Annotated in this window: 23 protein-coding genes; 20 read left to right on the forward strand and 3 right to left on the reverse strand. The window is 64.1% G+C overall.

Annotated elements, in window-relative coordinates; genetic code table 11:
- From HOP58_RS20690 to HOP58_RS20710, 5 genes are read left to right on the forward strand one after another with little or no spacing between them, the layout of a single operon-like run.
- Positions 1-225, forward strand: a complete 225-nt coding sequence (locus tag HOP58_RS20690) for a hypothetical protein (RefSeq protein WP_234261457.1) — start codon at positions 1-3, stop codon at positions 223-225.
- Positions 226-235: 10 nt separating this feature from the next.
- Complete coding sequence (locus tag HOP58_RS20695) at positions 236-910, forward strand: NADH-quinone oxidoreductase subunit K (protein WP_234261459.1); 675 nt, start codon at positions 236-238, stop codon at positions 908-910.
- A complete protein-coding gene (locus tag HOP58_RS20700) occupies positions 907-2,397 on the forward strand; it encodes a proton-conducting transporter membrane subunit (RefSeq protein ID WP_191223353.1) in 1,491 nt (496 codons plus the stop codon). The genes HOP58_RS20695 and HOP58_RS20700 overlap by 4 nt, the downstream gene beginning before the upstream one ends.
- Positions 2,394-3,899, forward strand: a complete 1,506-nt coding sequence (locus tag HOP58_RS20705) for a proton-conducting transporter membrane subunit (protein WP_191223354.1) — start codon at positions 2,394-2,396, stop codon at positions 3,897-3,899. The genes HOP58_RS20700 and HOP58_RS20705 overlap by 4 nt, the downstream gene beginning before the upstream one ends.
- Positions 3,896-5,692 carry a proton-conducting transporter membrane subunit gene (locus tag HOP58_RS20710; RefSeq protein ID WP_234261461.1) on the forward strand — a complete coding sequence of 599 codons (1,797 nt, stop codon included), beginning with the start codon at positions 3,896-3,898 and terminating at the stop codon, positions 5,690-5,692. Before HOP58_RS20705 ends, HOP58_RS20710 begins: the two co-directional genes overlap by 4 nt.
- Positions 5,693-5,772: 80 nt before the next feature.
- Here the strand turns inward: HOP58_RS20710 and HOP58_RS20715 are convergent, their stop codons facing one another.
- Positions 5,773-7,185 carry a PhoH family protein gene (locus HOP58_RS20715; protein WP_010629492.1) on the reverse strand — a complete coding sequence of 471 codons (1,413 nt, stop codon included), beginning with the start codon at positions 7,183-7,185 and terminating at the stop codon, positions 5,773-5,775.
- Between the two features lie 366 nt (positions 7,186-7,551).
- Here HOP58_RS20715 and HOP58_RS20720 point away from each other — a divergent pair, with 366 nt between their 5' ends.
- The 9 genes from HOP58_RS20720 to HOP58_RS20760 all read left to right on the forward strand — a co-directional run bounded on the left by HOP58_RS20720 (position 7,552) and on the right by HOP58_RS20760 (position 13,181).
- Positions 7,552-8,196, forward strand: a complete 645-nt coding sequence (locus HOP58_RS20720; RefSeq protein ID WP_191223355.1) for a cell division protein ZipA C-terminal FtsZ-binding domain-containing protein — start codon at positions 7,552-7,554, stop codon at positions 8,194-8,196.
- 35 nt (positions 8,197-8,231) lie between these two features.
- The gene (locus HOP58_RS20725) at positions 8,232-8,723 is read left to right on the forward strand and encodes an AAC(3)-I family aminoglycoside N-acetyltransferase (RefSeq protein WP_191223356.1); all 492 of its coding nucleotides are present in this window, start codon (positions 8,232-8,234) and stop codon (positions 8,721-8,723) included.
- A 25-nt stretch (positions 8,724-8,748) separates the two neighbouring features.
- The gene (locus tag HOP58_RS20730) at positions 8,749-9,318 is read left to right on the forward strand and encodes a GNAT family N-acetyltransferase (protein WP_010629489.1); all 570 of its coding nucleotides are present in this window, start codon (positions 8,749-8,751) and stop codon (positions 9,316-9,318) included.
- 27 nt (positions 9,319-9,345) lie between these two features.
- A complete protein-coding gene (locus tag HOP58_RS20735) occupies positions 9,346-9,756 on the forward strand; it encodes a VOC family protein (protein WP_010629488.1) in 411 nt (136 codons plus the stop codon).
- On the forward strand, positions 9,749-10,756 hold the full coding sequence (locus tag HOP58_RS20740; RefSeq protein WP_051004675.1) for a nucleoside recognition domain-containing protein: 1,008 nt from the start codon (positions 9,749-9,751) through the stop codon (positions 10,754-10,756). The genes HOP58_RS20735 and HOP58_RS20740 overlap by 8 nt, the downstream gene beginning before the upstream one ends.
- A gap of 134 nt (positions 10,757-10,890) precedes the next feature.
- Positions 10,891-11,268 (forward strand): CidA/LrgA family protein, encoded by a 378-nt coding sequence (locus HOP58_RS20745; protein WP_010629486.1) that lies wholly within the window; start codon positions 10,891-10,893, stop codon positions 11,266-11,268.
- On the forward strand, positions 11,265-11,972 hold the full coding sequence (locus HOP58_RS20750) for an LrgB family protein (RefSeq protein ID WP_010629485.1): 708 nt from the start codon (positions 11,265-11,267) through the stop codon (positions 11,970-11,972). Before HOP58_RS20745 ends, HOP58_RS20750 begins: the two co-directional genes overlap by 4 nt.
- Positions 11,973-12,109: 137 nt before the next feature.
- A complete protein-coding gene (locus HOP58_RS20755) occupies positions 12,110-12,643 on the forward strand; it encodes a nucleotidyltransferase family protein (RefSeq protein WP_234261463.1) in 534 nt (177 codons plus the stop codon).
- On the forward strand, positions 12,615-13,181 hold the full coding sequence (locus HOP58_RS20760; protein WP_346657489.1) for a sugar O-acetyltransferase: 567 nt from the start codon (positions 12,615-12,617) through the stop codon (positions 13,179-13,181). Before HOP58_RS20755 ends, HOP58_RS20760 begins: the two co-directional genes overlap by 29 nt.
- Before the next feature lie 93 nt (positions 13,182-13,274).
- On the opposite strand, the gene HOP58_RS20765 is transcribed toward HOP58_RS20760, so the two are convergent.
- Entirely contained in the window at positions 13,275-14,972 is a 1,698-nt protein-coding gene (locus HOP58_RS20765) for an alpha/beta fold hydrolase (RefSeq protein ID WP_346657490.1), read from the reverse strand.
- 333 nt (positions 14,973-15,305) lie between these two features.
- On the opposite strand from HOP58_RS20765, the gene ftsH reads away from it, so the two are divergent.
- Genes ftsH through HOP58_RS20785 form a run of 4 tightly spaced genes read left to right on the forward strand, consistent with a single transcriptional unit; the run spans position 15,306 to position 20,325 of the window.
- Entirely contained in the window at positions 15,306-17,132 is a 1,827-nt protein-coding gene (ftsH, locus tag HOP58_RS20770) for an ATP-dependent zinc metalloprotease FtsH (protein WP_234261467.1), read from the forward strand.
- A gap of 37 nt (positions 17,133-17,169) precedes the next feature.
- Complete coding sequence (locus HOP58_RS20775; RefSeq protein ID WP_234261470.1) at positions 17,170-18,372, forward strand: efflux RND transporter periplasmic adaptor subunit; 1,203 nt, start codon at positions 17,170-17,172, stop codon at positions 18,370-18,372.
- Positions 18,373-18,377: 5 nt separating this feature from the next.
- Positions 18,378-19,583 carry an ABC transporter permease gene (locus tag HOP58_RS20780; protein ID WP_234261472.1) on the forward strand — a complete coding sequence of 402 codons (1,206 nt, stop codon included), beginning with the start codon at positions 18,378-18,380 and terminating at the stop codon, positions 19,581-19,583.
- 10 nt (positions 19,584-19,593) lie between these two features.
- Positions 19,594-20,325, forward strand: a complete 732-nt coding sequence (locus HOP58_RS20785) for an ABC transporter ATP-binding protein (protein WP_234261474.1) — start codon at positions 19,594-19,596, stop codon at positions 20,323-20,325.
- A gap of 112 nt (positions 20,326-20,437) precedes the next feature.
- Here HOP58_RS20785 and HOP58_RS20790 read toward each other — a convergent pair whose 3' ends face one another.
- The gene (locus HOP58_RS20790; protein ID WP_234261475.1) at positions 20,438-21,448 is read right to left on the reverse strand and encodes a trypsin-like peptidase domain-containing protein; all 1,011 of its coding nucleotides are present in this window, start codon (positions 21,446-21,448) and stop codon (positions 20,438-20,440) included.
- A 274-nt stretch (positions 21,449-21,722) separates the two neighbouring features.
- On the opposite strand from HOP58_RS20790, the gene HOP58_RS20795 reads away from it, so the two are divergent.
- Together HOP58_RS20795 and HOP58_RS20800 are read left to right on the forward strand one after the other, a co-directional pair.
- Positions 21,723-22,730, forward strand: a complete 1,008-nt coding sequence (locus tag HOP58_RS20795) for a lysylphosphatidylglycerol synthase transmembrane domain-containing protein (RefSeq protein WP_234261478.1) — start codon at positions 21,723-21,725, stop codon at positions 22,728-22,730.
- Positions 22,731-22,748: 18 nt separating this feature from the next.
- On the forward strand, positions 22,749-23,048 hold the full coding sequence (locus HOP58_RS20800; protein ID WP_234261480.1) for a cation-transporting P-type ATPase: 300 nt from the start codon (positions 22,749-22,751) through the stop codon (positions 23,046-23,048).
- Positions 23,049-23,116: the final 68 nt, after the last annotated feature.

Here is a 23,116-nt window from a genome sequence, read left to right on the forward strand (position 1 = left end):
ATGCCTGATACTTCCGAGGATATCCGCCTGCCGGTGGCCTGTCCCTCATGCGGCAGCCACCTCTACCGCGTCAACCAGGTACGCAACCCCACCGATCAGGTCCACTGCGCGTCCTGCAAGCGCTATCTGTGCGACTACCACGAAGCCGTCGACATGCTCGAAAAAGTGCCCAAGGATGAGTCCGAGGCGTTGATCGAAGAGGTCGTGAACCGCCGCCATCACTGAGGCACGGTGCATGCCGCTATTTCTGGAGGTGCTATCGGCCCTGGCCATGACGGTATTGGCAGCCTTGACGCTGCTGGACCGGCATATGGTCAGGGCATGCGCCTGGTTTGTGTTCTTTGCGCTGAGCGTGGCGCTGACCTGGTGGCTCTCCGGTTTCATCTGGCTGGCGCTGCTGGAGCTGCTGCTGGGCGCCGCGCTGACCAGCCTGTTCCTGTTCCATTCACTGGGGATGCGGCGCGGCGAGATCACGCCAAGGGGGCGTCTCACGCGCTGGCGCGACCCGGTGCCGCTGACCTGGCGGCGCGGCCTGCTGCGGCTGATGCCTGCCCTGCTGGTGATGGCCATGCTGGGCATGGCGCTGGCGGCGCACCCCAACGAGAGCGGCACCGAGCCGCTGCGCCTCGGCGGGCTGGGGCTGGTCGGCCTGGGCCTGTGGGCCTTCGCGCTGCACCGCCACCTGCTGCGCCGGCTGCTGGCCTTCAATGTGATCGGCACCGGCATTTTCCTGATGCTGATGTCCCTGGTGCGTGACACCACCCCGGCGGCGGGCCATGGCCTGGTCATCACCGGGCTGGTGATTGCGCTGCTGGGTACTGCCCTTGGGTCATTGCTGATTCGCCGAATCAACGGACTCGAGGCGTTCAGCGCCGCGGCCTTCCATCCGCCAGGGCGGGGCGCCGAATGATCGAACGCCTGGGCCTGCATGTGCTTCCCCACGCCACTTCCACGGAGCTGCACTGGGTGCTGCTGGTGCTCGGCCTGCCGCTGCTGATGGGCGTGCTGGGCGCGCTGACCCGCCCGGTGCGCAGCTGGCCGGTGATCCTGGTCTGCCTGCTGCCGCTGGTGGCGCTGGCGCTGCTTTCGCGCCAGGTGCTCGACGAGGGCGCCCAGGCCTGGCTAATTGCGCTGGGCCCGCTGGAGCTGCACTGGCGGGCCAACGCCCTGACCCTGCTGCTGCTGCTGCTGACCCAGCTGCTGACGCTGACCAGTGCCGCCTACGCGCCGGCCTACCTGAGCGTGGAGATCGGCGCCCGCGTCGGCCAGGCATGGCTGTGGCCGCTGCAGGGCGCGCTGGCCAGCAGCCTGTCGCTGATCTGGCTGGCGGGAGACCTGCTTACGCTCTATATCGGCCTGGAGCTGATGGGGCTGGCGGCGGTCGGACTGATGCTGCTGCCCGGGCGGGTGGAAGCCCTGGCCGCCGGGATGCGCTACCTGCTGCTGGCGCTGGTCGGCTCGCTGGCGTTCCTGCTCGGGGTGGCGCTGCTGCTGGGCGCCTGGCAGCGCCTGGACCTGGCCGGGCTGGCATTGGCGGCCGAGCCCGGCCCGCTGCTGTGGGTCGCGGTGGCGCTGCTCAGCGCCGGGCTGCTGCTCAAGGCGGCGATCTTTCCCCTGCATGCCTGGCTGGCGCCGGTGCACGGCGCGGCCTGGACGCCGGTCAGTGCGCTGCATGCCGCGTTGGTGGTGAAGGGCTCCTTCTTCATCGCCCTGCAGCTGATCCTGGTGCTGGTGCCGGGCGCCAGCGTGGCCGGCTGGCTGCTCGGTGCCATGGGTAGCGCCGCCGTCGTCTGGGGCGGGCTGCTGGCGTGGCGGGCGGCCAAGCTGAAGGATGTGGTGGCCTGGTCCACGGTGTCGCAGCTCGGCTATCTCATGCTGGGGCTGGCGCTGATGGTCGGCACCTCGCCGTCGGTATCGGCCGCCGCCTGGGAGGGCACCTGGCTGCAGCTGGCGGCGCATAGTCTGGCCAAGGCGGGCATGTTCTTCGCCACCGGTAATCTGGTCTTCTCCACGCGGCAGTCCAGCGTGCGGGGGCTGGCCGGCGTCAGTCGAGGCATGCCGCTGTCGCTGCTCAGCTTCGGCATCGCTTCGATCAGCCTGATCGGGCTGCCGCCCAGCGGCGGCTTCACCGCCAAGTGGCTGCTGCTGCAGGCGGCGCTGGAGGGGGGATACTGGCTGTGGCTGACCGCCCTGGCGATGGGCACTCTGCTGGGCGCGGCCTACGTGTTTCGCATCCTGCGCTATTCGTTCGTCGAAGGCGGCGAACTTGGCGAGTTCCGCCGCGTACCCTGGAGCATGGAGATCCTGGCCCTGATGCTGGCGCTGGCCTCGCTGCTGCTGGGGCTGGTGGCGGAATGGCCGCTGTCGCTGCTGCGGGTTGCAGGAGGTGCGCCATGAGCCAGGCCTGGCTGCCGCTGGCCACGTTGGCCACATCGCTGTTGATGGTGCCGTTGATCTTCGCGCTGCCCGAGCGGGCCTGGCGCCTGCGCACCGTGCTCAACCTGACGGCGGCGCTGCTCAAGCTGGGGCTGGTGGCACTGATGGTGCTGGGGGGCTACCAAGGCGCGGAGTACCGCTTCAGCTTCACCGTAGTGCAGGGGGTCACCTTCCTGTTCCAGGTCGATGCGCTGGGCCTCATGTTCGCCGGCCTGTCGTCGCTGCTGTGGCTGGCGACCACCATCTACGCCATCGGTTATCTCGAGGACTCGCCCAACCGCAAGCGCTTCTTCGGCTTCTTCAGCCTGTGCGTGGCCAGCACCATCGGTATCGCCCTGGCCGGCAACCTGTTCACCTTCCTGCTGTTCTACGAGCTGCTCACGCTGTCGACCTATCCGCTGGTGGTGCACCGCGGCCACCCCAAGGCGCTGGCCGCTGGCACGGTCTACCTGCGCTACACCCTGACCGGCGGGCTGCTGCTGCTGCTCGGCGTGGTGGCCCTGCATGCCCTGGTGGGTGACGTTGCCTTCGGTGAACGCGAGCGGCTGGCCGAGCTGGGGCCGGACGCCCACCTGATGCTCACCGTGCTGTTCCTGATCCTGCTGCTGGGCCTGGGGGTGAAGGCGGCGCTGGTGCCCCTGCACGGCTGGCTGCCCCGGGCCATGGTGGCGCCGGCGCCGGTGAGTGCGTTGCTGCACGCGGTGGCGGTGGTGAAGGCGGGGGCCTTCGGTATCGTACGGCTGGTGTACGATGTCTACGGCATCGGCCTGACCTATCAGTTGGGCCTGCTCACCCTGCTGGCGGTCATCGCCACCGTCACCATCCTGTACGGTTCGATGCGCGCCCTGGCGCAGCAGGAACTCAAACCGCGGCTGGCTTTCTCCACGGTCAGTCAGGTCTCTTACATCGTGCTCGGTATCAGCCTGTTCGGACCCTTCGGTACCATCGCCGGGCTCGTGCACCTGATGCACCAGGGGCTGATGAAGGTCACGCTGTTCTACTGTGCCGGCAACTATGCCGAGGAGCTCGGCATCCACCGGATCGATCAGCTCAACGGTGCCGGGCGGCGCATGCCGCTGACCAGTATCGCCTTCACCGTGGGAGCGCTTGGCATGATCGGACTGCCGCCGGTGGCCGGCTTCATCAGCAAGTGGTATCTGGGTATGGGGGCGGTGCAGGCGAACATGCCTTGGGTGATTATCGTCCTGGTGGCCAGTAGCCTGCTCAACGCGGCGTACTTCCTGCCCATTCTCTATCGCCTGTGGTTCCGCCCGGGGCCGGCCCACGGTGTCGGCGAGTGGCCTGAGGAGCGCCATCTCGGACGCTTCGAGACCAGCGGCTGGCTGCTGTGGCCGGCGGTTGCCACGGCCCTGTTCAGCATCATGGCGGGGCTGTTCGCCGGGCTGCCGTTCAGTCCTCTGGATCTGGCCACCTTCGTGACCGCCGAGGAGTACACGCCATGATGCCGAGCCTGCTGCTGGCCGTGACGCTGCTCTGGCCGCTGGGGCTGGCGCTGCGCAACGTGCTGCTCCTTGTCGTGGAAAATGGGGCTTTGGGGCGCCCCGGCCCGCGCCCGGCACTGCTCGATTACTGGTGGATCTCCGCTCCGATGCCAGCCCTGCTGCTGGCACTATGGCCGGGTGAAGCGCAGCTGCTGATGGAAGGGTGGTTGCTGGGCGGAAATTGGCAGCTCGACGATGGCCGCCGTCCCTGGCTGTTGTTCAGTGCCTTGCTGTGGGGCCTGGCCGGCCTTTACGCCCGGGGATACCTGGTTGTCGAGCAGCAGGCTGCTGAATCGGGCGATGGCGATGCCTTTCGTCGCCTGCTGGGGTTCGCCCTGTTATGGCCGTTGACCCTGGCCGGCAACCTGCTGCTGATCGTCGCCGAGGACATCCCCAGTTTCTATCTGGGCTTCGCGCTCATGACCTTTGCCGCCTACGGCCTGGTGGTGCACGCCGGCAACCGCGACGCCCACCTGGGTGGACGTGCCTACCTGATCATGGCTGTGCTCGGCGAGGGGCTGATACTCGGCGGGCTGCTGTGGTCGGCCGGTACCGCCCAGGTGCTCACCCTGACCGAGCTGCGCGCAGGTATCGCCACGGCTGAGCAGGGCGCCTGGATGGCGACGCTGCTGTGGCTGGGGTTTGGTGTCAAGGCCGGGGTGATCGGGCTGCACGTATGGCTGCCCCTGGCACATCCGGTGGCACCGACGCCGGCCAGTGCAGTGCTCAGCGGGGTGATGATCAAGGCTGGCTTGGTCGGCTGGCTGAGCACGCTGCCGCTGGGAGCGACCGGACTCGAGCCGTTGGGCAGGTTGGTGATCGTGCTGGGTCTGACAGGGGCTCTGGGCGCGGCGCTTTACGGCGTGATACAGCGCCATCCCAAGGCGGTCTTGGCTTATTCCAGTGTCAGCCAGATGGGCATGATCACGACGCTGGTCGGGGTCGGTATGGTCTCACCGCCGCTGTGGCCCGGGCTGCTGGTCGCCATCACCCTGTTCGCCGCCCATCACGGCCTGACCAAGGGTGCCCTGTTCCTCGGGGTTGGCATCAGCGAGCATCCGCCCCGGCTGCCTGGCTGGCTGGTCTGGCTGCTGCTCATGTTGCCGGCGCTGTCGCTGGCGGGGGCCGTGACCTCGGGGCTGGCGACGAAATGGACCTTCAAAGAGCTGCTTTATGACGCCGGCCATGGAGCGCTGGTCACCTGGCTCAGCGTGGCCGCCGTCGGCACCACGCTGCTGATGTCGCGCGCCCTGTGGCGGCAGTGGCAGGAGCGGGGCCGCTACCGTATCCCGTTGCACGCGCCCATGCCGCTGGCCTGGCTGGCCAGCATCGTGGCTGCCTCGAGCGTGCCGCTGTGGCTGCCTCTCGCCGGCCGGCACCCCAACTGGCCGCCGTTGGCGGAATGGCCGGGCCTGTTGTGGCCTGTTTCGCTGGGGCTGGTGGTGGCAGCGCTGATGCTGTTGGCTACCTTGCGCAGCAAACGCAGGTGGCGTCGTGCCCAGCGGCTCCTGCCGGGGGATCTCTGGTGGTGGTATGCGCAGCTGGCAAGCCGGCTGCTGAGCCTGCTCAACGATCTGGCTGAAGCCGGAGAAAGTCGCGGCTCGCGGCTGCGCGGTCGCCTGCAAAAGTGGGAAACGCGAGCCACCGCGACGATCAGCGAACTGCCGCGTTTCGAGCGCAGCTTCCGCCGCCTGGCCGTACCGCTCATGGTAGGGGTGGCCGTAGTTCTGTTGATTGGGCTGTGGCTGGGTTAATCGCTGTGGCCGAGCCAACCAAAGGCATCGGGCCCGGCGATGCCAGGCCCGATGCTGCGCTCCTACTGTATCGCTCGAGTCTACAACAGCTCCTCACCGGCCAGTGCCAGGCGCGAGCGCTCAACGCTGCGCAGCGTCACGTGGCCGGCATGGGGCCAGTTGCTGAAGCGCTGCACCACAGCCGCCATGCCGCAGGTGTTGGCAGTGAGGTAGGGTGTATCGATCTGACCGACGTTGCCCAGACAGACGATCTTGGTGTTGCGTCCAGCGCGGGTGAGCAGAGTCTTGAGCTGCTTCGGGGTGAAGTTCTGCGCCTCGTCGATGATCAGAAAGGTGTCGTTGAGGGTGCGTCCGCGCATGAAGCCAGGGGCGCGGATCTGCACCCGTGAGCCGATCAAGCTGCGGGTGGCATCCTGGCTCCAACTGGTGCTGCCGTCATGCTCGTCGCGCAGCAGGTTGTCCATGTTGTCGTGAAAGGCGCCCATCCACGGCGACATCTTCTCCTCTTCGGTGCCTGGCAGGAAGCCGATGTCTTCGCTCATCGAGATCGGCGCACGGGTGAAGACGATGCGCTCGAAGCGCTTGGCGTCCAGGGTCTGCTGGAACGCCGCGGCCAGGGTCATGAAGGTCTTGCCGGTGCCGGCGCTGCCGGCAATGGTGACCAGATCGATGTCGTCGTCCATCAGCAGGTTGAGGGCGAAGTTCTGCCGGCTGTCGTGGGCATGTACGCCCCACACGCCATCCTTGTGGCGATAGTTGGTCAGCAACTGCAGCCGCGCCTGGTTGGGGCCCAGTTCGCGCACGATGGCTTCGAAGCTGGCGCCGTTCTCGCTGTCGGAAACCAGCATGCCCAGGTGCCAGTCGCTGGGTATCCGACCCTCGAGGCGATAGAAGGTATGGTGGTCGACTCGTTCCACCTCGACTTCGACCTCCATCTGATCCCAGGGGCCGCTGCTGCCTTCGGCGTCGGGATAGATACGCACCCCTTCGAGCATCACGTCGCTGTCGCTGAAGGCGCGGTCGGTCAGGTAATCTTCTACCGGCACGTGCAGGGCGGCGGCCTTGACTCGCAGGTTGATGTCCTTGGAAACGAGGATCACCGAAGCATCGGGGCGCTCGTCACGCAGCCGGCAGGTCTCGGCCAGCAGCACGTTGTCGGGGCTCTCCTCCAGGTGCTCCAGCGGCTTCAGCTCTGGGTAGCAGAGAAAGCGGAGCTTGCCGAGGGTGGTACCGCCGGCGCGGGGTATCGGGATGCCCCGCTGGATTTCGTCGAAGGTGACCTGATTGGTCAGGTCGGAGAGGGTGCGGCTGACCTGGCGGGCGGTGCGGGCAATCTCACGCAGGCCGTTCTTGAGCTTGTCGAGTTCCTCGAGCACGGTCATGGGGATGACCACCTCGTGTTCCTCGAACTGGTACAAGGCAGCGGGGTCGTGCAGAAGAACGTTGGTATCCAGCACGTACAACCGCTTGGCTTTCTTGTCGAGTCGTACCATCGGGGTAGCACTCCTGAGTTGACGGCACCAACAACACTGGCCTTCACATCATTCCATGGCGTGACAGTTCGCTACTGGCGACCAGCGTCACGTGAATGGCAGGGCTCCTCTTCTGCTCGAGTTACCCTTAGCATGGAGTCTCTCGCTCCGCGCTGCCATCGAAATGCTTCAACGCAGCGTAATGCGTTTCCTATGGTAAAGTCGTGAGCTCGCCTTGGCCGGCCTCCAACGTTGAGAAGTCGGCATGCACGGCGTGGCAAAAGAGCGTAGCATTACGTAAAATAACAATGGCTACACGTTTGCCCATCAGGTGCGAGCAGGTGGCAGGGGTAATATCGTGGGCCAGTGAAGGTCGAGGTATGCAGGATGGATCCGGTCGTAAGCGTTTTGATCGTGGCGGGTGTCGCGCTGTTGCTGGCGCTGCTGTGTTTCGTGGCGTTCATCAAGAGCCGACGTCAACGCGAAGATGCCGAGCTCGCTCCGCGGGTTCAGACCCGGGTAGTCGACACTCAGCCAGTGCCGCCTACTCAGTCCACTGAGCCAGTGCCGTCCGCTCAGCCAACCGAGCCTGAGCCGATGCGCCGTTTTCAGGTCGTGTCGAGCAAGGAAATCAAGCAGTGCCTGTTCGTGATCCTCGACTGGCCGGGCCTGGACACCAATCGGCGTCTTGCCCGCCTGCTCAAGGAGTACAACGCGCACTACGACGCCAAGCTCGGCGTTTACACCATCCGCGACCCTCTCGCCGGTTACAAGCTGACCATCGCCAACTCGTCGCCGCCGGGCACGTTGCCGCCCATTCACGATGGCGATGACCAGCCCACCGTGGCCGGTGTCTCCATCCTGATCCACTTCATCAGCAAGCGCAGCGTGGCACGTAATCCCGACACACTGATTCAGATCACTCAGGCCATTGCCGACATTGGCGGTCATATTCTCGATGCCGAGCGCAATGCCGTCAGCGCAGAGGAGTTCGAAGCGCTGAGGCAGCAGGCGCAGAGGATGGCTCGCTAAGCCAAAGAATGGTTCGATAAGAGAGCGCTCAGCCCATGCCCCCCGATGCCTTCATCCTGACCCAGCTAAATCCCGGCGACACGGCGTTGATGCACGAGCTGCTCACGGTTTTCGGCGAGGCCTTCAACGAGGTGGAAGCCTATGGCGCCGCGCGCCCGGGGCAGGCCTACATGGAGCGATTGCTGGGCAGCGACACCTTCATTGCCCTGGTGGCTCGCCAGGGGGATGAGGTAGTGGGCGGTCTGGCTGCTTATGTACTGCACAAGTTCGAGCAGGCGCGCAGTGAGATCTATATTTATGATCTGGCCGTTGGAAAAGCGCATCGCCGGCAGGGTATCGCTACCGCCTTGATCGAGCATTTGCAAAGCATCGCCGCTCAGCGCGGTGCCTACGTGGTCTTCGTACAGGCGGATCATGGCGATACTCCTGCCATCGAGCTCTATTCGAAGCTCGGCACGCGGGAGGAGGTGCTGCACTTCGATATTGCCGTACCCGTGACACCAGGGCCATCCAGCCGACACCGATAAACGAGCGCTGCCAGGGAGGGGGACCATGTTCGAATTGGAAACGCCGCGTTTACGGCTGCGGCCGCTGGCCACCGCCGATGTGCCCGCGCTTGCCGATATGCTTGCCGACCCGGAAGTCATGCGTCATTCGCTACACGGCGTTTGCGACGAAGCAGCGACCCGCCTGTTCCTGGATTGGTGCTTCGACTGCTATATCCAGCACCGCACCGGTCCGCTGGCCATGGTGAGCGGCGAAAGCGACGAGTTCGTCGGCTTCTGCGGTGTCTCGCCCGAACAGGTGAAGGGCACTACCGAGTGGAACCTGGGCTACCGTCTCGCCAGGCCCTACTGGGGTCAGGGCCTTGCTACCGAGGCGGCCGTCGCCGCTCTCGATCACGCCTTCGAAGAGCGGCGCTTCGATTCGATCATCGTGCTGGTGGAGCCGGATCATGCGGCGTCACTGCGGGTGGCCGAAAAGGTAGGATTCAGCCGTTTCGATACGCTGAGCTTCAACCATCAGCCGGTGCGTCTCTACCGCATGCGTCGTAGCCAGTGGCAGCATAAGTGCTCGGCCTCCCGTGCCGAGGCTGAGCTTCCGGCCATACTTAGCAAATAGCAGATCTCGCGCTGTACGGGAGGCCACATGAAGCCACGAATCAGCATGATCACGCTCGGCGTACGCGATCTCGCGGCATCGATTCGTTTCTACGAAGAAGGGTTGGGCCTGCCGCGTATGGAATCGCCGCCCGAGGTGGCCTTCTTCACCCTCAACGGCACCTGGCTGGGGCTCTATGGCCGCGAGGCATTGGCCGAGGATGCCGGCATTTCACCCGAGGGCAGCGGCTTTTCCGGCATCGCGCTGGCGCACAACCTGGCTTCGGAGGCGGAGGTCGACGAGCTGCTGGAACAGGCGGTCGCTGCCGGCGCCAAGCTGGTCAAGCCCGGCCAGAAGGTGTTCTGGGGCGGCTACTCGGGCTATTTCGCCGATCCGGATGGGTATCTGTGGGAGGTTGCCCACAACCCCTTCGTCTGGGTCGGGCCAACGGATGAGTGAAAGGCGAAGCCTTACCCCTCTTTTCGGTACGGTGGGTAGTCTCCTGCGTGAAGCCGCCAAGGTGTACTGGACACTGCTCAAGGTGATGGTGCCGGCGCTGCTAATCGTGAAAGCGCTCGAGATGCTGGGCATGACCGAACTGCTCAGCCAGTGGCTGTCTCCGCTGATGTCACCTCTGGGGCTACCGGAACCGCTCAGCGTGGTGTGGGCCGCTACGCTGCTGACCAACATCTACACCGGCCTGGTGATCTTCTTCGAGGTTACGCGGGATACGCCGCTGACCGTGGCGCAGGTCACGATACTGGGCACCTTGATGGCCGTGGGGCACTCACTGCCGATAGAGGGGGCGGTGGCCCGTTTGGCTGGGGTACCCTGGTGGTTGACCATCGTGCTGCGCGGAGGCGGTGCCTGGCTGTTGGGCTGGCTGCTGCATCTGAGCTATTCGTGGGGTGGCTGGCTGCAGCATGCCAACCAAGTGGTGTGGGAACCCTCGGTTCAAGACGCGACGCTGACGGCCTGGCTGCAAGGTCAGGTCGTGACACTGGCGACCATCTTCGTTGTGATCTTCGCGCTGATGAGCCTGCTCAGGCTGCTAGGTTGGCTGGGCGTGGAGCGGCTGATCCACAAGCTGCTCTATCCGCTGCTGCGGTTGCTGGGCATCGGTCCGGCGGCAGCCAACATCACCGTCATCGGCATTACCCTTGGGCTCACCTTCGGTGCGGGCCTGCTGCTGCGTGAGGCGCGCTCGGGGCGCCTGACCCCGCGGGACATCGTGCTCACGCTCTGTTTTCTTGGCCTGTGCCACAGCCTGATCGAAGACACGCTGCTGATCATGCTGATGGGAGCGGACCTCTCCGGTCTGCTATGGGCGCGGCTCGCTTTCGCACTAGTGATCATTGCCGTGTTGGCAAGATTGCCATGGCTGAGCCGCGCAGAGCTGCCTTCCTGGATGTTTGCGTCGCGGGCAGTGGCGGAGCGCGAGGCGAGCAGAGAAGGGTAAGGTAATACAGCGCTGCTCGCTCACGCAGAATGATAGCGTGTTAACATTTCGTAGGTTGTCCCATGGTGTCGCTGTCTGTCTCAACCGATAGCCAGTGATGCTTACCTACTTTGTTCGGCTGCGTCGGAGATGGCATGAAGCTGTTGCGCGGTTTCCTCTGGCTACTTGGTTTCCAACTGCTCGGCCATGCCTTCGTCGAGCTGCTTTCACTGCCGGTTTCCCATGCCATGGCGGGGCTTTTGTTGCTGCTGACATGGCTGCTGGTCAAGCGGCGTTTGAACGAGAGCGTGGCCACCGCGAGCCAGGCGCTGATTCCTCTGCTCGCCATGCTGATCATGCCTGGAGTGGTGGGGGTGTTCTTCGTCATCGATGAGTTCGCCGGCCACTGGACGGCGGTAATGGTCGCGCTGGGGGTGGGCACCTTCCTCAGCGTGCTCACCACGCTGTGGCTGATGCTGCGATTCATGCCCAAGGAAGCCGATAGCGGCAACGAGCGGGAGCGCCTGTCTTGAACGCGCTGTACGACTCACTGCTCGACACACCCACCCTCGCCGTAGCGCTGACCCTGGCCGCCTACCTCGGCGGCGTGACCCTGTTCGAGCGCATGGGCCGGCCGAGCTGGTGTCCGGCGGTGCTGATCGGAGCCGTATTCACGGCAGCCGGCCTGTGGCTGCTACGCTACGACTTCGCCGACTACCAGCGCAACGTCGCCTGGCTCACTCTGCTACTGGGCCCAGCCACCGTGGCCTTGGCGGTACCGCTCTATCAGCAGCGTCAGCATATCTTCGCCCTGTGGAAGCCGATTCTCTGCAGCTTGCCGCTCGCCGCCGTGCTGGCGGCCTTCTATGCCGTACTCATTGCCTGGCTGCTGGGCGCTCCCCCCGCGGTGTTGGCCTCGCTGGCGCCCAAATCGGTTACCGCACCGCTGGCCATGGGCATACAGGAGCAGATCGGCGGCTCGCTCTCGCTGATGTTGGGCGGCCTGCTCATCACCGGCGTGCTCACCACCATCTTCGTCTCGCTGCTGGCGCGTCTGCTCAACATCACCGACCAGCGCATTCTCGGCTTCGCGCTGGGGGTGAACGGCCACGCCATCGGCATCGTGCGTGCCTTCGAACTCGGCCCCAAGGCCGGCGCGTTCGCCTCCCTTGGCATGAGTCTGGTCGGCGTATTCAGCGCACTTTTCCTGCCGCTGGCGTGGCGACTGCTGGCATAGCGCGAGGTCATGAGTAAGTTGGCGCTTACTGGAGCGATTGCCAGCCGCGCTGGGCAGAACCGTTCATCAAGGTCAGGACTGATTCAAGGTAGGGCGAGTAGAGACTCAAGGAGCATCTGGCGCATGGAGAGGGCGAAGTGACTCGAGAAAACCACCACACTACAGCGCAAAGGGAGCAACTCGCGGCGCAATGGATCGTCTCGCTGCTGCGCAGTAGAAATATCCCTTGTCTCATCTGCGGCGGTCTGGCTGCCAAGGGATATGGTGCCAGCCGCCCGCTCCATGACATCGATCTCTTCGTCCCGGCAGAGAGCTTTGCTCAGGTGGTAGCAGCCGGGCAGGCCTATATCTCCAAGCCCGCGAAGCGCTACAAGGAAGAGGGCTGGAATCTGGAGTACGTTCAGTTTCTCTATGAAGGCGTCAAGGTAGAGGTCGGCAACGCCTCGGGAGTGTCGATTTACGATGTCGGTCGGCAAGTCTGGACCGAACTCGCTATCGACTTCAGCCGCCATCGAACCATGACGCTGCTGGGGCTCGAGCTACCCGTGATGCAGAAAGAGGATCTCATCCAGTACAAGACCATGCTCGGCCGGACGGTGGATGAGCAGGACATACGAGAAATGCTGCACCAAGGAGATGAGAGTGGAAAAGGCAAAGATGCTGGCCGGTGAGCTCTACGACCCCCGCGACCCGCAGCTGCTTCGTGAGCGCCACCGTGCCCGCCTGTTGACCAAGGCCTTCAACGATACCAGCGACGCACAGGGAAAGGAGCGCAAGCGGCTGTTGAGCGAGCTGTTCGGCGCCATGGGCAAGGGCTGCTTCATCGAGCCGCCTTTCTACTGTGACTACGGCGGCAACATCACCCTGGGCGAGAAGGTCTTCTTCAACTTCAACTGCGTGATCCTCGACGTGGCGCAAGTCACCATCGGCAATCACACCATGTTCGGCCCGGGCGTGCAGGTCTATACCGCTACCCACCCGCTCGATGCCGAAGAGCGCCGCAGCGGTCTGGAAGCCGCCAAGCCAATCACTATCGGCGACGACGTGTGGATCGGCGGCGGCGCGATTCTGTGCCCCGGCGTTACCATCGGCTCCCGTACGGTCATCGGTGCCGGCAGCGTGTTGACCAAGGACATCCCCGAGGACGTATTCGCCGCCGGCAACCCTTGCCGGGTGATACGCCCGCTCAAGGAAGAGATCGCTGGCTGACGGCTTCTAGTCGGTCATGACAGTGCAGCGTAAGCGCTTTGCAAATTGAAGGGCACAACCATCACCGCTACAGGGCGGGGTAGAGGCCGACGCTCACGAGGCCAGCACATACTCTCCCGGAGCGTCAGCGATGGCCGGGTGCTGCTTGTTGCCCATCGCCGGGGGAGCTACCTGTTTGGTCGAGTGCTTGGCCAGCCACTGGTGCCAGGATAGCCACCAGGAGCCGTCCTGTTCCGGTGTTAACTGTACCCAGGTCTCCGGATCAAGGTAAAACTTGCCACGCTGTGGCGTATCGATCCGGAAGCTGCGACCAGAATGCCCCGGCTCGCTGATGATCCCGGCGTTGTGGCCACCGTTGGTCAGCACGAAGGTTACTTCATCGGAATCCGCCAGCAGATGGATCTTGTAGACGGACTTCCAGGGAGCCACGTGATCGGTGGTGGTACTGACGACAAACAGTGGCGCCCGAATGTCCTGAATCACGACCGGTCGGCCATCCACCCGATAGTGCCCATTGGCCAGATCGTTGTTCAGGAACAGCTGGCGCAGATACTCGGAATGCATGCGGTAGGGCATGCGAGTCAGGTCCGCATTCCAGGCCATGAGAGCATTCATGGGCTGGCGTCCGCCCAGGAGGTAGTCATGCACGATGCGCGACCAGATCAGATCGTTGGAGCGCAGGATCTGGAAAGCGCCGGCCATCTGGTAGCCGTCGAGATAGCCCTGATCCCACATCATGTTTTCCAGGTACGAGACCTGGCTTTCGCCGATGAACAGCATCAATTCGCCAGCTTCAGTGAAGTCCACCTGAGTGGCCAGGGTGGTCAGGGAAGCCAGCCTCTCGTCGCCATCCCGCGCCATGGCGGCCGCCGCGATGGAGAGCAGCGTTCCACCCAGACAGTAACCCACCCCGTGCACCCTGTGGCTGCCAGTGATGCCACAGACCGCATCCAGCGCCGCCATCGGCCCCAGCCGACGATAATCCTCCATTCCCAGGTCGTGATCCTCCGAGCTCGGGTTGCGCCAGGAGATCATGAAGACGGTATGGCCTTGATCCACCAAGTATTTGACCAATGACTGGGCGGGCGTGAGGTCGAGAATGTAATACTTCATTATCCAGGCGGGCACGATCAGCACCGGTTCCGCGTAAACCTGCTTCGTGGTTGGTGCGTACTGGATCAACTCGATCAGTTGGTTCCGGTAGACCACCTTGCCCGGGGTGACCGCCAGGTTCTTGCCTACGCGGAACGCCTCGGCACCGACCGGTGGTTTGCCGGACACGGCCCGCTCCCAGTCCTCGATGAAGTGCTGCCAACCCACTACCAGATTCTGTCCGCCGGTCGCCATAGTGGTAGCAACCACTTCAGGGTTCAACCACGGAGAGTTGGATGGCGAGTACCGGTCGAGTACCTGGCGTGTGATGAAGTTCACTACCCGCTCGCTCTCCGGGGAAAGGCCGTCGATCTCGCTGGTGGCGTTGTGCCACCACTGCTGAGTCAGCAGAAAAGATTGATAGATCAAGTTGAACGGCCAACGCTGCCACTCCTCGCCGCTGAAGCGCTGGTCCTGCTCCAGCGGCTCGATACAGGCAGCGGCACCGGACCCCGCCGCTACGCGATTGAGGTATTGTCCGAACCGCGTGAGCTTGCGGGTGTACTTCTCGCCCAGCTCCAGTTGTTTGCCCGGGGAGAGCATCAGGTGGACCAGCCATTCGAAATAGACGCTGGCCAGGCCGGCCGGGGTGATGCCGGCGGTCAGTCTGGCCAGGTTGGCCTTGAAGGCCCGGTCCATGGCATGGGTGGAGTAGAACCCTGGGTTGGGGCGCTCCGCAGTAGCGGGTAGTCGTTCACAGGGGGCGTCCCGGGGAGTGACATCTGGGTCGGACGGGTTGGGTGAATCGGGTGACATGACATGGCCTCCATGATCGAGGCGGGGTGGCCGCGGGCAATCGCCGTCGCGGTGGTCCGATGAACTCAAGCACCAGTATTGCAGGCTTCGTCGCTTCGGCCATTGATATTCATCAAACTTGCCTGGGATCAAGACTCTCTACCTACCCCCGTCCTATTCTGGCTGCGTGGGCTATGATCAGGTGAATCTCATTGAGCGCTTGGGCGGTAACATGAGATGGACAAGAAACAGCGGATCAATCTCGGGTATGTAATCGCCGCGGTCCTCCTTTGGCTGGCTTTTCTCAGCTGGTTCGAGAACTGGCGCCATGTAGATCCAATACCGTATTCGGAATTCGTACAGCTGCTGGATGAAGGCAAGATCACTGACGTCGTGGTGGGACCTGAGCGCATCGTGGGCCAGTTCACTCAACCGCAGCCCGATGGTCGTACTTCTTTCATCACCTATCGGGTAGATCCGCCGCTCGCGGATATGCTGACCCAGCACGGCATAAAGTATGACGGGGAAGTCGAAAGCACCTTTTTCAAGAACTTGATGTCCTGGGTGCTGCCCATCGGCATTTTCTATCTGATCTGGATGTTCTTTTTCCGCCGCTTCGCCGAGAAGCAGGGCCTGGGCGGACTGATGTCCGTTGGCAAGTCCAAGGCCAAGGTCTATGTAGAAACCGATACCAAGGTCACCTTCGACGACGTTGCCGGTGTCGATGAGGCCAAGGAAGAACTCAAGGAGATCGTCGCCTTCCTGCGCGATCCCAAGACCTACGGCCGCCTGGGCGCCCATATTCCCAAGGGCATTCTGCTGGTCGGCCCGCCCGGTACCGGCAAGACCCTGCTGGCGCGGGCCGTTGCCGGCGAGGCGGGGGTGCCGTTCTTCTCCATCTCCGGCTCGGAGTTCGTGGAGATGTTCGTCGGTGTCGGGGCCGCCAGGGTGCGGGATTTGTTCGCACAAGCGGCCAGCACCAAGCCCTGCATCATCTTCATCGATGAGCTGGATGCCCTCGGCAGGGCACGCGGTCCCGGTATTACAGGGGGGTACGATGAGAAGGAACAGACCCTGAACCAGTTGCTCTCTGAACTCGATGGGTTTGACCCTTCCGAAGGCATCGTGCTGTTGGCGGCGACCAACCGTCCGGAGATCCTGGATCCTGCCCTGCTGCGTGCCGGACGCTTCGACCGTCAGGTGCTGGTCGACCGGCCCGAGCGCAGCGGGCGTCTCGCCATTCTCGAGGTGCATATCAAGAAGATCTGGCAGCTGGGCGCCGATGTCGATCTCGACCACCTGGCGGCGCTGACCCCTGGCTTTACCGGAGCCGATCTCGCCAACCTGGTGAATGAGGCGGCGCTGCTGGCGACCCGGCGGGAGGCCGACGCCGTGGCCATGGCGGACTTCACCAATGCCATCGAGCGAATCGTCGCCGGACTCGAGAAGAAGAGCCGCTTGTTGAATCCGCATGAGCGCGCGGTGGTGGCGCATCATGAAATGGGGCATGCCCTGGTCGCGGCGACGCTACCCGGCATGGATCCCGTCCACAAGGTTTCGATCATACCGCGCGGTGTGGGAGCACTCGGCTATACGATCCAGCGGCCGACCGAGGATCGCTTCCTGCAGACCACCACCGAACTCAGAAACCGCATGGTCGTGCTCATGGGCGGACGGGCCGCCGAGCAGCTCATTTTCGGCGAAATTTCCACCGGCGCAGCCGATGACCTGGCCAAGGTCACCGACATCGCACGGCGCATGGTGGCCCGCTTCGGCATGGCGGATTCCGTCGGTCAGGTAGTCTATGAAGAAGACCGTCAAGCCTTCTTGGGCAACGATTTCTACGGTACCTCGCATCCCAAGGACTATGCCGAAGCGACCGGGCGCGAGATCGATCTCGCGGTGCGTAACCTGGTGACAGACGCCTATACCCAGGCTTCTCAGATCCTGGAACGGCGCCGGGATGAGCTGATCGCCGGCGCCACCATGCTGCTGGAGCGCGAGGCGCTGACCGCCGATGAATTCCCCGCCATGAAACCGTCCGGAACGGGGCTTTCTTCCTGACTTCGTGCGATGGATGGCGGCAGAACGTGAGATGCCCATGAGCCGAAGGATCGTTCTCCTCGTTACGCTGGTCGCCATGATGGTCGTGGGGCTCGTCTACTGGCGGATGCCTGTCGCTGCCACGGCGTATGCAGTGAAAGAGGGCGCGTTGACCCAGCAGGTGGTGGCCAGCGGCCGGGTGGTGGCCTCGTCGCGGGCGCAGATCGGCAGCGAGATCGTGGGGCGGGTGACCGAGCGCCTGGTACGCGAAGGGCAGCAGGTCGAACCCGGCGACGTCCTGGTGGTGCTCGATTCATCGGAACTTGCCGAGCGCGTGCAGGAGACTCGTGCGGCACTTCGCCAGTTGGAGAGCGCGCGGCGGCCCCAGGCCGAGGCCGGACTTGCCGACGCCAGGGTGCATTTCGAGCAGGCTCAGCGCGAACATGAGCGTGTACGCCGCCTGTTGGAGAGCAACATGGTCTCGCGTCAGGCGGTAGAGCAGGCCGAAGAGCGCGAAGCCGCGGCCCGGGCCGCCCTGGAGCGTTCGCGCCTCGACGTGGAAGCGCTGGCAGCGGGCGGTGCGGAGGAGGCGCTGCTGCGGGCACGGCTGGCCGCCGCCGAGGCGGGCCTGGAGCGTGCCGTCATCCACTCTCCCGTCACCGGCACGGTACTGACTCGTAACGTGGAGCCGGGGGATGTGGTGCAGCCCGGCCGGGTACTGCTGGAGATCGCTCGCACCGGGCAGCGCGAACTGCGGGTGCCGTTCGACGAGCGGCACCTCGGTCAGCTCGCCGTGGGGCAGCGTGCCCGCTGTGTCACCGACGCCTATCCTGACCAGCCGTTCGACGCCACGATCAGCCTGATCGCACCGATCGTCGACGCCGCCCGCGGCACCGTGGACGTCCGGCTGGTCATGGAGGAGGAGCCCTGGTTTCTGCGTGAGGACATGACCGTCTCGGTCAATGTGGAAACTGCGCGCCGTGAGCGGGCGTTGATAGTGCCCAACGATGCCATATTCGGGGTCGAGGGCGCCTCTGCCCAAGTGTACGGGGTCGAGGCGGGCCGTGTTTCACCTCGCAGCGTGAGCCTGGGGCTGAGGGGGCTGCTTCACTCCGAGGTTACCGCAGGTCTGGGGGCGGGCGAGATCGTGCTGACCGATCCTGGCCTCAGTCCGGGGCAGCGCATCCGGCCTGACCTAACCGAACACCCGGAGCAGGGGGCACCCGCCTCGTCCCGGGAGCCTTTTTCCTTCATACGGTGACGATCATGTGGATCGAAGGGTTCATCGCCTGGAGCCTGCTGCGTGATGGACGCGCCCAGACCGCCTTGATGCTGGTCGGTATCATGGTGGGGGCGGCCGTGGTGGTCTTCATCAGTGCTCTCATCTCCGGGCTCCAAGCCAATATCATTGAGCGCACCCTGGGCACGCAGGCTCACATTCGCCTGCTGCCGCCCGAGGAGTTCAATCGCGTACTGCCGCTGCAGGACCCGGCGCCGATAGCCCTGGTGCTGGAGGACCGCAGACCGCAGCGCCTGCGCTCCATCGACAACTGGCAGGCGCTGGTGCCCGTGCTCGATCGCTGGCCGGGCGTGACCGCGGTATCGCCGACGATCAGCGGTCCGGCCCTGGCGGTGCGCGGCAGCGCCAACCGCTCGGTCTCGATCATCGGGGCCGACACGGAGCGGCTGCGGGCCATCCTGCCCATTGCCGACCACATGGTCGAAGGGGTGTTCCGGCTGCGTCCCGGCGAGATACTGATCGGCCGGGAGCTGGCCGATGACCTGGGTCTTCAGAGCGGTGACCGGATGCGCCTCGACACCGCCGGGGAGCGCACCGTGGTCATGACCGTGGCGGGGGTCTTCGAGCTGGGGGTACGCGAGATCGATAATCGGCTCATGTACCTCGACCTGGACGAGGCTCGCAGCCTCCTTGACCTGCCCGGGGGAGTGACGGCGCTCGAACTAACGGTAGCGGAGGTGTTCGCTGCCGACCGGTTAGCGCTTCGCCTCGAGGCGCTAACCGGACAGCGCGTGGAGAGCTGGATGGAGACGAATGCGCAGCTGCTCAATGCACTGCGCTCCCAGACCCTCTCCACGACCATGATTCGCAGCTTCGTCAGCCTTTCGGTGGCATTCGGCATCGCCAGCGTGCTGGCGGTCAGCGTGGTGCAGCGCACCCGCGAGATCGGCATTCTGCGGGCAATGGGTCTTGGCCGGGGGCGAATCCTGCGTGTGTTTCTGATCCAGGGGGCACTGCTGGGGCTGGCCGGTGGGGGATTGGGGGCACTGTTCGGCTCGCTGCTGGTGCTGGCCTTCGACGTGTTCGGCCCCCGCCTGTTCGTGATCGGCTTCAACCCGTGGCTCATTCCGGCGGCCATGGCGCTGGCGAGTATGGCGGGCCTTGCTGCCGCCGCCTGGCCCGCCAGCCGCGCGGCCCGACTCGACCCCGCGGTGGCCATTCGCCATGTCTAGGAGCCATGAGATGGAGGGCCATGAGATTGAGAACCACGAGGTTCAGGGCAACGAGGTGCTGCGGCTGGCCGGCGTGTGCAAGGCCTATGACGTAGGCACCCCGGTGGAGAACGAAGTGCTGCATGCGATCGACCTGCGCCTAGATCGCGGTACCTTCGCCAGCCTCACCGGGCCCTCCGGCTCGGGCAAGAGTACGCTGCTCAACCTCATCGGCCTGCTAGACACGCCAACATCGGGAGAGCTGTTCGTGCTCGAGCGGCCGACCAGTGCCATGGACGATCAGGAACGCACCGACCTGCGCGGTGGCACGATCGGCCTGGTCTTCCAGTTTCATCACCTGATCCAGGCCTTCAGCGTGCTGGACAACGTGCTGATGCCGCTGATGATTCGGCAAGGTCGGCCGACTGCCGCGATGATCGACAGGGCCAGGGGATTGCTGGCCGCGGTAGGTCTGGCTGCCCTTGCGTCCCGGCGGCCCAACGAACTCTCGGGCGGCCAGCAGCAGCGCGTGGCGATTGCCCGGGCCCTGGTCAGCCAGCCGGTGCTGCTGCTGGCCGACGAACCCACCGGCAACCTCGATACCGCCAGTGCCGATGAAGTGTTCGAGCTGTTTCGTCGCTTCAATGCCGAACACGATTGCGCGGTGCTGATCGTCACTCATGATCCGAGAATTTCGGCGCGCTGCGACCGGGTCATCGAACTGGTGGACGGACGTATCGTTCGCGACGATGCGAAGCGATGAACAGCCGGCGGATCCCGCCGTGGCCTGACCGGCCACAGTCCCGGGTGAGACGGTCGTTGTAAGCACATAGGCTTCATGATGCGAGAGCTTGAACTGCCCTACATGAGACGTATCAGTTCGCTTCAACCGGCTCGATCATCACATTGAGTAGCTCAAGCCTGCGGATGAACATCAGCCTGACAGCTATTCCTGGCTTGTGCTCCGCCAACGACCGTTGCAGATCGTCGACGCTGAACAGGGGTTTTTCATCGATGGCGACGACGAGGTCGCCCTCTTTGAGGCCGGCCTTGCTAGCCGGGCCTTGCGGATCCACCATCATTATTTCGGCGGCTGTCTCTTGCTCCAAACGGTGCAAACGGGCTAAGCGCCGATCCAATTTTCGGTCACGGGCGTGGATACCCAAGTAACTGCGCTTTACCCGACCGTGCCTGATCAGGTGAGACACCACCCACTTGGCCGTGTTAGCAGGTATGGCGAAGCCGATCCCTTGGGCAGCGGCAATGATGGCTGTATTGATGCCGATCACGCGCCCCCTCGAGTCCAGCAGCGGACCACCAGAGTTTCCGGGGTTCAGGGGGGCGGTGTGCTGGATGACGTTTTCGATAAGTCGTCCATTCTGGCTCCGGAAGGTGCGTCCGAGGGCGCTAATGACACCGGTGGAAACTGTCGACTCGAAACCCAGCGGATTGCCCATGGCAATAACCAACTGCCCAACACGAAGTTGGCTGGAGTCTCCCAGCGTGGCGTAGGGCAGAGCGGTGGCCTCGGCCCGCAGAACAGCCAAATCGGTATCGGGGTCTCGACCCACCACTGCAGCTGTGGTTTTTTGTCCGCTGGTGAAAACCGTCCTCAGTTGTTTGCTTTTGCCGACCACGTGGCTGTTGGTCAGCAGATAGCCATCCGGAGCAAGTATGACGCCCGAGCCTGCACCTTGTTGCTCGACACCGCCATGGCTCGGGTTACCACTAGTGAAGAGGCTGACCACAGCGGGACCCACTGCGTCCACCACGGCGATGACGGCCCGCGAGTAGGCGTCGAGCATCTCGACCTCGGGAGTCGTCTGCGGACTCACTTCGTGACAAGCGTGCCCCTTTTCTTCACCTAACTCCTCGTCGGGTAGCATGATTGACGCTGCCTCACTCCCAGTGCCTGTTCTGGTTCACGTAATTGGCTTGCCTCCTTCTCCTTGCGGACATACATATTGATGTAGCGCTTCTCGTCATCCGCGTCGAGTGCAGGACACGAATCTAAGTCGTCAGGTGAGCTTGGTTGTGCGATTCAGACTTGAATCGCCAGCTCCTGGGAGGCCGGATGGTCGTGCATCATGGATTCGCAGCAGCTCCGTTTCCGTCCTCCTTCATACGGACGCCGGCCTATCGACGGGATCGACAGGTGCCATGACCAGTCCATTCCCCTCGAACGGTAGAGCCAGTCCGCGGCGACGCGTTATCGCTTTCCTGAAGCGGCACCTGCGTTCCTGGTATGTCGGGCTGGTGCTGTTGTTGGGGCTGGTGCTCATCGTTACCCATCTCGGCGAACTGGAAAGCTTCGCTCGCTTGGCACGCAATGCCGAGCCACGCTGGCTGCTCGCGGCCCTCGGCTTTCAATTGCTGACCTACGTCAGCGCCGCAGCTGTCTGGCATCAAATCCTTCGCCACGCCAAGGTGGGGCTCAGCCTGCGCGCTCTAGTGCCGCTGGGTATCGCCAAGCTATTTTCCGATCAGGCGCTGCCGAGTGGCGGGGTCAGCGGTGCCGGCTTTTTCATTGCAGCCCTGCGTCGCCGGGGAGTCGCGCCGGAACTCTGCATGGCGACCCTGGTGCTGGATCTCGTTACCTACTACTTCGCCTATCTGTCGCTCGCCCTTGTCAGCCTGGGGCTGCTGTGGCTCTACCACGCAGTGCAGGCTTGGGTAATCGTGCTGGTGGGCGCCTTCTGTGCGGTGGCGTTACTGATTCCCGCCGGGCTTCTGGTGGTGCAGCGTCGTGGCTACCGCCTTTTCGCCCCGCTCCTGAAGTATTGGCCGCGCCTCGCGCAGTTCTTCGAGGAAGTGGGCCACGCGCCGGGGCACCTCATGCGCAGTCCGTCCCTGCTGCTGCGGGCCACGGCGCTCCAGGCAGCCATCTTCCTGCTGGACGCGGCCACCCTGTGGGTCCTGCTCCAGGCCATCGGGCTGGAAGTCTCGTACTGGGTAGCGCTGCCGAGTTTCGTGATCGCCTCGATCATCGCCACACTGACACCGGTTCCCCTGGGGCTCGGCACCTTCGAGACCGGCTGTGTGGCGATGCTCACGCTACTCGGGGTTCCTCTCGAGGCTGCCCTCACGGCCACGCTGCTGCTGCGCGGCATGACCCTCTGGCTACCCATGCTGCCAGGTCTATGGTTTGCGCGGCGGGCGTTGCGCTGACAAATGGGGAGAGCGGCCATGTCACTCAGTGCGAAAGAAGACGCCTACTGGAGCCGCGATGCCCGGCAACTGCTGGCGGAGCTCGGCAGCAGCGAGCAGGGCTTGTCCACCGAGCTGGCCGGCGAGCGCCTGTCAGCGGCGAGGCAAGGCAGCCTGCGCAGCGAGCCCGACCGTCAGGCATTACGCTTGTTTGCTCACCAATTCCGCAGCCCCCTGGTACTGATCCTGCTGTTTGGTGCGCTGGTTTCGCTGGTGGTGCATGACTGGAGAGTTATCGTCAAATCTGGTGGATGGCGATCAGGCCGCATTCCTGTCTGATTGATCAACCACTTGCTCCCCGTCCTGGAACTTGACGTTGCTGACGACCAGTTCCAGCTTCTGGAAGT

Source organism: Halomonas sp. MCCC 1A11062 (genome assembly GCF_021404355.1).
GTDB classification, from domain to species: domain Bacteria; phylum Pseudomonadota; class Gammaproteobacteria; order Pseudomonadales; family Halomonadaceae; genus Halomonas; species Halomonas aerodenitrificans.

Bases quoted from the DNA above. Each gene is read 5' to 3' on its own strand.
- HOP58_RS20705 (WP_191223354.1), top strand. From the start codon at position 2,394: ATGAGCCAGGCCTGGCTGCCGCTGGCCACGTTGGCCACATCGCTGTTG.
- HOP58_RS20725 (WP_191223356.1), top strand. From the start codon at position 8,232: ATGCCCCCCGATGCCTTCATCCTGACCCAGCTAAATCCCGGCGACACG.
- HOP58_RS20740 (WP_051004675.1), top strand. From the start codon at position 9,749: ATGAGTGAAAGGCGAAGCCTTACCCCTCTTTTCGGTACGGTGGGTAGT.
- ftsH (WP_234261467.1), top strand. From the start codon at position 15,306: ATGGACAAGAAACAGCGGATCAATCTCGGGTATGTAATCGCCGCGGTC.
- HOP58_RS20785 (WP_234261474.1), top strand. From the start codon at position 19,594: ATGGAGGGCCATGAGATTGAGAACCACGAGGTTCAGGGCAACGAGGTG.
- HOP58_RS20795 (WP_234261478.1), top strand. From the start codon at position 21,723: ATGACCAGTCCATTCCCCTCGAACGGTAGAGCCAGTCCGCGGCGACGC.
- HOP58_RS20775 (WP_234261470.1), top strand. From the start codon at position 17,170: ATGAGCCGAAGGATCGTTCTCCTCGTTACGCTGGTCGCCATGATGGTC.
- HOP58_RS20745 (WP_010629486.1), top strand. From the start codon at position 10,891: ATGAAGCTGTTGCGCGGTTTCCTCTGGCTACTTGGTTTCCAACTGCTC.
- HOP58_RS20690 (WP_234261457.1), top strand. From the start codon at position 1: ATGCCTGATACTTCCGAGGATATCCGCCTGCCGGTGGCCTGTCCCTCA.
- HOP58_RS20720 (WP_191223355.1), top strand. From the start codon at position 7,552: ATGGATCCGGTCGTAAGCGTTTTGATCGTGGCGGGTGTCGCGCTGTTG.
- HOP58_RS20735 (WP_010629488.1), top strand. From the start codon at position 9,346: ATGAAGCCACGAATCAGCATGATCACGCTCGGCGTACGCGATCTCGCG.
- HOP58_RS20695 (WP_234261459.1), top strand. From the start codon at position 236: ATGCCGCTATTTCTGGAGGTGCTATCGGCCCTGGCCATGACGGTATTG.
- HOP58_RS20715 (WP_010629492.1), bottom strand. From the start codon at position 7,185: ATGGTACGACTCGACAAGAAAGCCAAGCGGTTGTACGTGCTGGATACC.
- HOP58_RS20700 (WP_191223353.1), top strand. From the start codon at position 907: ATGATCGAACGCCTGGGCCTGCATGTGCTTCCCCACGCCACTTCCACG.
- HOP58_RS20800 (WP_234261480.1), top strand. From the start codon at position 22,749: ATGTCACTCAGTGCGAAAGAAGACGCCTACTGGAGCCGCGATGCCCGG.
- HOP58_RS20710 (WP_234261461.1), top strand. From the start codon at position 3,896: ATGATGCCGAGCCTGCTGCTGGCCGTGACGCTGCTCTGGCCGCTGGGG.
- HOP58_RS20765 (WP_346657490.1), bottom strand. From the start codon at position 14,972: ATGGACCGGGCCTTCAAGGCCAACCTGGCCAGACTGACCGCCGGCATC.
- HOP58_RS20730 (WP_010629489.1), top strand. From the start codon at position 8,749: ATGTTCGAATTGGAAACGCCGCGTTTACGGCTGCGGCCGCTGGCCACC.
- HOP58_RS20790 (WP_234261475.1), bottom strand. From the start codon at position 21,448: ATGCTACCCGACGAGGAGTTAGGTGAAGAAAAGGGGCACGCTTGTCAC.
- HOP58_RS20780 (WP_234261472.1), top strand. From the start codon at position 18,378: ATGTGGATCGAAGGGTTCATCGCCTGGAGCCTGCTGCGTGATGGACGC.